The sequence below is a fragment of the Rhodococcus sp. NPDC056506 genome, assembly GCF_042794945.1.
GTDB lineage: Bacteria > Actinomycetota > Actinomycetes > Mycobacteriales > Mycobacteriaceae > Rhodococcus_F.
In genome coordinates this window covers 85419-93370 of record NZ_JBHTSW010000021.1, presented here as the reverse complement: position 1 = coordinate 93370, position 7952 = coordinate 85419, and the positions used below count along the sequence as shown (strand labels likewise).

The 7952-nt window shown below is 62.9% G+C and carries 9 protein-coding genes; 2 read left to right on the top strand and 7 right to left on the bottom strand.

The genetic code is table 11. From position 1 onward, the window contains the following. Positions 1-105 precede the first annotated feature (105 nt). From ACFQ6H_RS18100 to ACFQ6H_RS18070, 7 genes are all read right to left on the bottom strand, one after another. Positions 106-1143 (bottom strand): lysophospholipid acyltransferase family protein, encoded by a 1038-nt coding sequence (locus ACFQ6H_RS18100; protein ID WP_378537537.1) that lies wholly within the window; start codon positions 1141-1143, stop codon positions 106-108. After that, the gene (locus tag ACFQ6H_RS18095) at positions 1140-2273 is read right to left on the bottom strand and encodes an NAD-dependent epimerase/dehydratase family protein (RefSeq protein ID WP_378647671.1); all 1134 of its coding nucleotides are present in this window, start codon (positions 2271-2273) and stop codon (positions 1140-1142) included. The genes ACFQ6H_RS18100 and ACFQ6H_RS18095 overlap by 4 nt, the downstream gene beginning before the upstream one ends. 237 nt (positions 2274-2510) lie before the next feature. Beyond that, positions 2511-2612, bottom strand: coding sequence for a 30S ribosomal protein bS22 (locus ACFQ6H_RS18090; protein WP_003402602.1), 102 nt, complete (start codon positions 2610-2612; stop codon positions 2511-2513). 244 nt (positions 2613-2856) lie between these two features. Beyond that, complete coding sequence (locus ACFQ6H_RS18085) at positions 2857-3093, bottom strand: helix-turn-helix domain-containing protein (RefSeq protein WP_003941845.1); 237 nt, start codon at positions 3091-3093, stop codon at positions 2857-2859. A gap of 126 nt (positions 3094-3219) precedes the next feature. Further along, complete coding sequence (gene proC / locus ACFQ6H_RS18080; RefSeq protein WP_378647669.1) at positions 3220-4035, bottom strand: pyrroline-5-carboxylate reductase; 816 nt, start codon at positions 4033-4035, stop codon at positions 3220-3222. 34 nt (positions 4036-4069) lie between these two features. Then, complete coding sequence (locus tag ACFQ6H_RS18075) at positions 4070-4915, bottom strand: thioesterase family protein (protein ID WP_378647667.1); 846 nt, start codon at positions 4913-4915, stop codon at positions 4070-4072. Continuing rightward, on the bottom strand, positions 4912-5550 hold the full coding sequence (locus ACFQ6H_RS18070; protein ID WP_378647665.1) for a MerR family transcriptional regulator: 639 nt from the start codon (positions 5548-5550) through the stop codon (positions 4912-4914). The genes ACFQ6H_RS18075 and ACFQ6H_RS18070 overlap by 4 nt, the downstream gene beginning before the upstream one ends. 154 nt (positions 5551-5704) lie before the next feature. Here ACFQ6H_RS18070 and ACFQ6H_RS18065 point away from each other — a divergent pair, with 154 nt between their 5' ends. Then, positions 5705-6328, top strand: coding sequence for a TetR/AcrR family transcriptional regulator (locus ACFQ6H_RS18065; protein WP_378537530.1), 624 nt, complete (start codon positions 5705-5707; stop codon positions 6326-6328). A gap of 155 nt (positions 6329-6483) precedes the next feature. Beyond that, the gene (locus tag ACFQ6H_RS18060) at positions 6484-7950 is read left to right on the top strand and encodes a wax ester/triacylglycerol synthase domain-containing protein (RefSeq protein ID WP_378537528.1); all 1467 of its coding nucleotides are present in this window, start codon (positions 6484-6486) and stop codon (positions 7948-7950) included. The last annotated feature ends 2 nt before the right edge of the window (positions 7951-7952 follow it).

Sequence of the window (7952 nt, the reverse complement as noted above, 5' to 3'; positions counted from 1 at the left end):
ATACTCCCCGGGTGGGGGGGGGCGCCCGGGCCTATTGTCCCCTGGCGAAAACACCAGATGGCGTGTGGGGTTTGGGTCGGCATCGCCGGCCGACCCGCACCGAACTCAGCCGAGAAAGACGTTGCGACGCTTGGCCAACAGCCGATACAGCGTCTGCTGAATCGTCTCTCGAACGTGGTCCGTGACCTCGAACAGGACCATCGGATCGTCGGCGGCACCGCTCTCGAAAGTGTCGGTGACGATGGGCTTTCCGAACTCGATGTACCACTTCGACGGCAACGGAACCAGGCCGAGCGGCCCAAAGTGCGGAAACAGTGGTGTCACCGGAAAATACGGCAACCCGAGAACACGCGCGAGTGTGGTCAGATCACCGATTTTCGGATAAATCTCCTCCGAACCCACGATCGAGCACGGAATGATCGGAACACCGGTACGCATTGCGGCCGACACGAAGCCACCGCGCCCGAACCGCTGCAACTTGTACCGCTCACTGAACGGCTTCCCGATCCCCTTGAATCCCTCCGGGAACACCGCCGCGACTTCACCGTCGTTGAGCAGACGCTCGGCGTCGGGGTTGCACGCCAACGTGTGACCGGCCTTGCGCGCCAGACCGCCCACCACCGGCATCTCGAAAGCCATGTCCGCAGCCAACATTCGCAACGGGCGATGCGCCGGATGATGATCGTGCACTGCGACCGACGTCATCAGACCGTCGAGCGGAATCACGCCGGCGTGATTGGCAACCACCAGTGCTCCCCCGGTGAGGGGAATGTTCTCGATCCCACTGACCTCGACGCGGAACCACTTCTCGAACAACGGCCGCAACATCGGCATGACGACGTTGTCCGCGAAATGCGGATCGAATCCGAACTCGTCGACCTCGTAGTCACCGGACACCCGACGTCGGAAAAATTCTGCCGCCGAGCCGATCTGGTCGACGATCGCGGACCTGGCCGCATCGACGAATGTGCTCTCACCGCCGTGGTCGGCCGCCGAGGACGCTCCGGACGGATGCCGACGCTCACTTTGTTCACGGATGTCACGCTCCGTGCCCGTGACGGACTCACGCGAGCGTGAGGTTGCCGACTTTCCGGTGTGAGTTGCGCTCGGCCTCAGGGGAATTACCTTCGCCACGTCAGTCACCCCTTCACCGCACTTTGCCACGACAACGGCATGTGCATCACGTCTGCACTTGCGCTCGCCGCGGCGGCGTCACCGCCGAGGATCGTGGTCAACGCATTCTCGGCCCGATCGATCCACTCGGACTTGATGATCCGGCGGGTCTGCATCGCACGCATGAAATCGTCGAGTGCCTGCATGGTGGTCCATCGCGGCTCGAACCCCAATTCGCTGCGCATGCGAGTGGTGTCGAGTCCGCAGCCGAACCGGAAGTACTCGAGTTGCTCGTCGGTGTACAGCCTCATGGACGATCCCACCAGCGCGCTCCCGACACTGCGGAACAGAGCGAGCGGCATCGGAACTTCGACCCTGCCTGCCCGGCGGATCGCCTGCGACATCATCACCACTCCGTCGCCGGCGATGTTGTACGTACCCGAGGCGTGTCCGATGGTCGCCTTCTCCAACGCTGCAAGGGCATCCTCGACGTGGAGCAATTGCAGACGCGCGTTGCGCCCGACGATGGTCGGCACGAGCGGGGCGGTGACGTAATGCCCGACAGTTGCCGTCAGTTGAGGTCCGATCAGCGGCGCCAACCGCAGAATCCCGACCGAGATGTCGGGACGCCGACGCCCCATCCCGCGGAGGTATCCCTCGATCTCGAGACTGTCGCGGGCATATCCGCCCGGCGGCCGGCGGCGCGCACTCATTTCTTCGGTGAACTGAGCGGGGTCCTTGGCACTGCACCCGTAGACGACCGAGGCCGAGCGCAGGACCACCTTGCGAACCGTCGGAGCTTTCTGGCAGACCGCGAACAGTTGCATGGCGCCGATGACGTTCATGTCCTTCATCGCGGCGCGACTGCCGGCTTTGGGGGCTTTCTGAAGCGTCGACGCATGCACGACGGTGTCGACCTCGGCGTTTCGGATCACTTTGCCGATCAGCGGATTGCGGATGTCTGCTCGCACGAATTCCGCGCGGCCCATTCTGCGCATCATGTCCTTGCTCGGACTGACCGCGTCGACTGCGATGACACGCTCGATCGACGGATTCTGCGCAAGCCTGGTAACGAGGTAGCCGCCGAGGAATCTGCTCGCCCCGGTCACCAGTACGACGCGAGGCGCCGCGCCCCCTGAAGTGTTGTCACCTTCAACCACCAAGTACCCCCATATCCAGTAGAAACGCGCTCTGCCGAAGCGTCCCTCCCGCGATTTTCCCCCACTTTACGGGCAGAGGGGGTCCCGCGCTGACTACCCAGATTTCGGTCATTCAAGACAAACCGCCCAGACAATGAGACGGCCGACACATCTCTCCCCGGAGATACGTCGCCCCTCCCTTGAAATACATCGATGCCCGCCACCCCTGAAGGGGCGGCGGGCATCAACACGTATTGCTTATTTACCGAGTTTCCTGCGCTGTACTCGGGTACGACGAAGCAGCTTGCGGTGCTTCTTCTTCGACATGCGCTTGCGACGCTTCTTGATCACTGAACCCATAGCGGGTGTCCCTCACGTTCTTCTCTAGCGTTCCTGCGCACGCCGGTCACGTACGCCTGCGCCAAGCAATTGGCGCCTGGCCCTCGTTTTAACTAGCTCAGCGCCTTACGACACCAGCTTGCTGGTACGACAGTGACTCATCGTACCGGTGTGGACTCACTCGGCATAAACCGAGCCTCCGGCACAGCAACCGCTGTGCCCGCGACTCGGCTCACGCCGAGGTCATCCGCTTCGAACCGGCTGGTCAGCCGGCATCGAAGTACGAGGTTTCGAGGTAATCGTGCACTGCCTTCGCATGTACACGGAACGAACGGCCCACTCGTACAGCGGGCAATTCGCCACTGTGTACCAACCGGTACACAGTCATTTTCGACACCCTCATCAAAGTTGCTACCTCAGCAACAGTGAGGAATTGCGTGCCGGCCACTGCCGGCTTTCCGTCGTGGGACGAACCCATGGACGGCTTGTTTGCAGACACCATTAATCCACATACCTCCAGCACGACTCGCGCCGCCGGCTTCCCCTCCGGCGGAACAGACACGTACGTACTAAGTCGAGCTTAGCTGTACTGGTGGGGTTAAAGCGACGGGTGTGGCTAAACGGACGACTATTCCGCAGCTGCACCCATCGCGGCCGAGCGCGACTTGGCGGCATCCAAGGCATCGAAGAACGCCGTCCGCAGGCCGCCCGCTTCGAGCTGACGCAGTGCTGCAGCCGTCGTTCCGCCCGGTGACGTCACCGCGGCGCGAAGATCCGTTGCGCTGTCGCCGGTGCGATCGAGCATCGCTGCCGAACCGACCATCGTCTGCACCACCAATTCGGTAGCGACCGGGCGCGTCAGGCCGAGACCGACTCCCGCGTCGATCATCGCTTCGGCAACCAAGAAGAAGTAGGCCGGCCCGGAACCCGAGACAGCCGTGACCGCGTCGATCTGCGATTCGGGAACTGTGACTACCTTGCCGACGCTGCCGAGGATGCCGCGTACAAGCTCGAGATGCTCGGCCTTGACGTGGCGTCCGGGTGACAGAACGCTCACGCCCTCCCCCACCAACATGGGGGTGTTCGGCATGACGCGGACGACCGGGAACCCTGCCGGCAGACGCGTTTCGAAGAACCCGGTGGGGATTCCCGCCGCAAGGGAAACGATCAACTGCTCGAGGTCACCGTCCAGGTCGACCTTCGTCAACGCGGTGAGCGCTGATTCGACGTCGCTGGGCTTGACCGCGATGACGATGACGTCTGCACCCTCGGCAGCATCGGCGACCGTGCTGACGCGGATGGAGTATTCGGCAATCAATTCGTCTGCGCGAAGCTGATACTGCTCGGCGACAACCAGATCCTTGATGGCGTGGCCGGCCTGCAACAGCCCGGAGATCAGCGCCTCGCCGATCTTGCCGCCACCGATAATCGCAATTCTTGTCATGGCGAACAGCCTGCCACGACCGCAGCGATCGACCCTAGCGGGGCATCATCGCCAGCTGACGGCTCTGTACGACAACCGCTCCCGCCGAATCGAGAACTGCGTGGTCCTCTTCGAACCACGTGCTGCCCAGAACATCCGAACTTGCTCGCACACGAAGCCATCCCGGTGTCGGCAGTCGGCGCAGGTACGTCGTCAACTGCACTGTCGGCGCCCACCCGAACAAGCCGCGGTTCATCGTCACCGGCGCGCTGATGTCACCTGCCATGATGGCGAACAGCACAGCGGTGTCGAGATCGTTCTCGTCCTCGGGCCGGGGGCGGACCCACATCCTGACCTCGGCCTCGCCTTGGCTCCCGGTGAGGAAGTGCGCCGAGGTGGTGTCGATTCGCATGTCGCAACCCTGCCCGACGTGCACGACCTGAGCCATCGGATGATCGCCGATGACGGCCACCGCACTCTCCGGCGGTTCCGGTGACATGTCGTCGATCGACGAGGCCGTGACGAAGGTGGGGTCGCCGTCATCGGGGAATCCGAGCGTGACCGCCGCGCGAACAGCGCTGCGGCCGGCCTGGCTCAACTCGACGTCGAACAACGCGACCTGCCGTCCCTGCTTGCGGACGATCACCTCCAGTTCGACTTCACCCGGATCGGGGGCGGAGAGATAGTTGGCGCTCACCGCGAGTGGCTGCATCTTCAGAAGCGAGTCGTTCTCGCCCGCGCCGTCTCGCAGACATTGACGCGCGGCAGCGGCGCACACAGCCATCATGGAGCCGCCGTGCACTTTCGGTCCGATGGTCCAGATCGAATCGATCGTTGCGGTGTATCGCCCGTTGCCGAGCGAGGTGAGGCGATTGAGATCTTGAAAGGGGCTGGTGCTCATCGATTTTCCTGTTCAGTGCTTTCTCGGTGTTGCGGGAAATGTCGTGCGGCCAAGTCTTGGTGCGCCAAGCGTCGCAAAGCTGTCAGGACGGGTTCGTACATGGCGGTTCCGAGGACCGCATAGCGAATGCCGTCCTCGGTCGAACTGGTAGGCATCAGCTCGATTTCCACTTCGGCGATCCCTCGGATGTGCTCGCCGTAGGCGCGCAATCGCTCGTCCGAGAGGCTCAGTCCGGCATCCTCGAGGCCGATCAGTGCCCGCTCGAGGTGCGCAACCGCCACGTACCTCGGCTCGAAGACCTGACCGAGAAACTCCAGAACCTTGCGAGCTCTGGGGAACTCTGGATCCGGTTCAGGTTCGATGTAGGGCGGTAGTTGTGCGATCGCGCGGCCGAAAGTCTCGAATTCGGATCGCTCGTCACTGACCACCAATTCGAGCACCGCGCGAATCCGTGGAATCGCGAGTCCCGCCCCGGCCAGGGCCCTGATCAACGCGAGTCGTTGGACGTGCTGTTCGCCGTACCTCGCTCCCGTTGCGCTGGTCGGCTCACCAGGCATCAGCAGACCTTCACGGAGGTAGTACTTGATCGTGGCCAGTGCGACGCCGGACTGCGCGGCCAGTTCGGAAACCTTCACCGCTCCTCCGTCCCTCCAACTCGCTCGGCCCATCACTGGATAGTGATGCTATCCAATGGTGGCCGAGCATCGGTAAGGAGGACACGCCTTGCGCTAGGGTTGAACCTTCTTTGCGCACACCACCAGAAACTTCCGAACGGAGCGAACAGGCGGAATGACGGATTTGCAGTCGGAGGCTCAGCCCGACGAACAGTGGCGCATCGTCGAACCACTGGCGCTGACTCCCCTGCTCACCGCCGCACTCGAGGTGTTCCATGAACTCGGCTACCACGGAGCATCGGTTCGCGACATTGCCAAACGCGCCGGCGTCACCGTGCCGACACTGTATTACCACCACGGCAACAAACAAGGCATCCTCGTCGCACTGATGGAACCGGGAATCGAGAACGTCACCGCGCGCGCGAGCGCTGCTGTCGACGCTGCCGGCCCGTCACCGACGACACAGTTCGGCAATCTCATCGAGGCGTGCGTCCTGCACATGACCAGTCGCTCCGACATAGCTTTCCTCGATTCCGAACTCCGATACCTCGAGGACGCGGAACGAAAGAGCTACGCGGCCAAGCGAAAGAAGCTCGAGAACCTACTCGTCGACGTACTGACGGCAGGCGTCGAGAGCGGTGAGTTCACGGTCCCCGACATCACCGGAACGGGCCGCGCACTGCTGGGCATGTGTCAGTCCGTCGTCCTCTGGTATCGACTCGACGGACCGCAGACTCCACGCGAAGTCAGTGTCCTCTACCGCGAGATAGCCCTGAAAGCCGTCGGCGTCACTTCTTGATCACTGATCTTCCCGGCATGTCCGATTAGCCCTTAACTGACGAACGTCACACCTCCCGGCTGACACCGAAACCGGGACGCGCCCACGGTCGCGGGTCCACACTTAGAAGCAGAGATGCGCGGGGTGGATCCGCAGACCGAGGGAGTTCTTGACGTATGGCCAACAGCAATCCATTTGTTCCTCCTAGCGCGGTCGACGTCGACCTTTCCGCGGTCGCCTGGGGGGCGAACCGCACGATGTCCGACTTCGAGACTGGAATGTGGCGGATGGAAGAAGCGCAGCCGCAACTGCGCTCACCGATCGTTGCGGTAGAGGTTCTCGATCGCGCCCCGGACTGGGACCGTCTGCTCGACGCAGTCGAGTGGGCATCGCACGTGGTTCCGCGCATTCGTATGCGAGCGGTGGAACCGGCGATGCAGTTGGGCAATCCGGTGTGGTCCGTCGATCCGGAGTTCGACATCGGCTATCACCTACGACGGGTTCGCTTGCCTGCACCCGCGGATTTCGATCACGCGCTGCGCATGTGTCGCCACCTGGCCACCGAACCCTTCGACAAGGCTCGGCCGCCGTGGAGCGCACTGCTCATCGAAGGTCTCGACGACGGTCGCGCCGTGTTCGTGGTCAAGACTCACCACTCCATCACCGACGGCATGGGAGGCATCCAGATGATGACGCTCCTACACAGCAGGCGCCCGGATCCCACCCCGAACAAACCCGACCGCACGCCGCCCGCCCCTGAGCACCTGTCTTCGGTAGGCGCCTTCGGCGAGGAGGTCGTCAGCGAGATCCGGCGGACGCCCTCGCGGATCGCCAAACTGGTCCGCGGCGCCACCAATGTTGCGACCACGGCGATCTCGAGTCCGATCACGACGGCTTCCGAGGTCCTCGGTTACGCCAATTCACTCCGCAAGATCGTCACTCCCCCGGCTCGTTCCGGTTCCCCACTGCTCCACGATCGTGGTCTCGGACGATGGTTCGGAACTCTCGAAGTGGGTGTCCCCGAACTCAAGGCCGGGGCGAAAGCTGCCGGCGGTTCACTCAACGACGCGTACGTCGCTGCCTTGCTCGGCGGCTTCCGTCGCTACCACGAAGCCTTCGGACAATCCGTCGACAGCATTCCGATGGGTATGCCGATCAGTATGCGTACCGGCGCGGATGCCAACGGCGGCAACCGGTTTGCAGCAGTTCGCTTCAACGGCCCAGTCGCCGAGACCGATCCGGCCAAACGCATCAGGCAGGTACGAGAAATCGTCCTGGGTCTGCGTGAGGAACCGGCGTTGGACGCTCTCGACGTCGCTGCCCCGATCCTCGCCCGCCTGCCAAATTATCTGCTCGCGAACTGGTATCTGTCCCAGTCGACTGGACTGGATCTGCAGGCGAGCAATGTCGCCGGCGTACCGGTGCCGGTGTATCTCGCCGGAGCGAAGATCGAGCGGATGTTCCCGTTCGGCCCGGCTCCCGGTTGCGCGGCGATGGCAACGCTGGTCTCCCATGTCGGGGTGTGCTGTATCGGAATCAATCTCGACACCGCTGCGATCACGAAACCAGCCTTGCTGATGCAGTGCCTGCAGGAGAGCCTGGACGAGATCGTGGCTCTCGGAGTTCCAACGGAAGGTGCTTGAGT

What these genes read in the sequence shown, in the direction of transcription:
- ACFQ6H_RS18065 (WP_378537530.1), top strand. Translation starts at nt 5,705, where the DNA reads ATGACGGATTTGCAGTCGGAGGCTCAGCCCGACGAACAGTGGCGCATC.
- ACFQ6H_RS18085 (WP_003941845.1), bottom strand. Translation starts at nt 3,093, where the DNA reads ATGGTGTCTGCAAACAAGCCGTCCATGGGTTCGTCCCACGACGGAAAG.
- ACFQ6H_RS18060 (WP_378537528.1), top strand. Translation starts at nt 6,484, where the DNA reads ATGGCCAACAGCAATCCATTTGTTCCTCCTAGCGCGGTCGACGTCGAC.
- ACFQ6H_RS18075 (WP_378647667.1), bottom strand. Translation starts at nt 4,915, where the DNA reads ATGAGCACCAGCCCCTTTCAAGATCTCAATCGCCTCACCTCGCTCGGC.
- ACFQ6H_RS18090 (WP_003402602.1), bottom strand. Translation starts at nt 2,612, where the DNA reads ATGGGTTCAGTGATCAAGAAGCGTCGCAAGCGCATGTCGAAGAAGAAG.
- proC (WP_378647669.1), bottom strand. Translation starts at nt 4,035, where the DNA reads ATGACAAGAATTGCGATTATCGGTGGCGGCAAGATCGGCGAGGCGCTG.